General features: G+C 39.9%; 1 protein-coding gene. It reads right to left on the bottom strand.

Annotation, left to right across the window (positions count from 1 at the left end; genetic code table 11):
- Positions 1-102: 102 nt before the first annotated feature.
- The coding region (locus QOS06_RS10710) for an RNA-guided endonuclease InsQ/TnpB family protein (RefSeq protein ID WP_283596044.1) at positions 103-621 on the bottom strand (519 nt) is incomplete at its 5' end.

Below are 621 nucleotides of genomic sequence, written 5' to 3'. Positions count from 1 at the left end.
GGAGATTCTGGAAACATCGCATACTTACCCTACCGATTCTGAACGAACCTTCAAGCAGAGGTTACGACTATTAGCCAAGGCTCGTCCCGAGCCTAACTTTATCTATCGGATAGCTAATCCTTTTTGCAAGATGACTTGTGCAGCGTTAATATCACGATCTAAATGTTTACCACAGTTTGGACAATCCCACTCACGTACCGCTAACCATTCCGATTTATTCAATCCTAACCGATGATTATTCTTCCCACAATTAGCACAAATTTGGCTAGTATATGACGGATTGACCTGAATAAGCTTTTTACCGTACCAGTCACACTTATATTGCAACATATCTACTAATTTTGACCAGCTAGCGTTAGCGATTGCTCTAGCTAAATGGTGATTCTTCATCATTCCCTTAGTATTAAGTTTTTCCAACACAATGATGTCGTACTTTTTGACCAATTTAGTAGTGAATTTTTGTAGCTGATCCAACCGTTGGTTGGCAATCTTTTGCCGATACTTCGCCACCATAATACGAGCTTTCTGATAATTCTTAAAATCATCTAATTGCCGTGGAACTAACACTTTATTATGATGATCCCAGGCGATTTCCTGCTGAGCCTTTAAGAACCGACGACT

It is taken from the genome of Limosilactobacillus sp. DJ3M12, from assembly GCF_947381695.1.
Taxonomy (GTDB): domain Bacteria; phylum Bacillota; class Bacilli; order Lactobacillales; family Lactobacillaceae; genus Limosilactobacillus; species Limosilactobacillus kinnaridis.
This window is presented reverse-complemented; position numbering and strand designations above follow the sequence as displayed.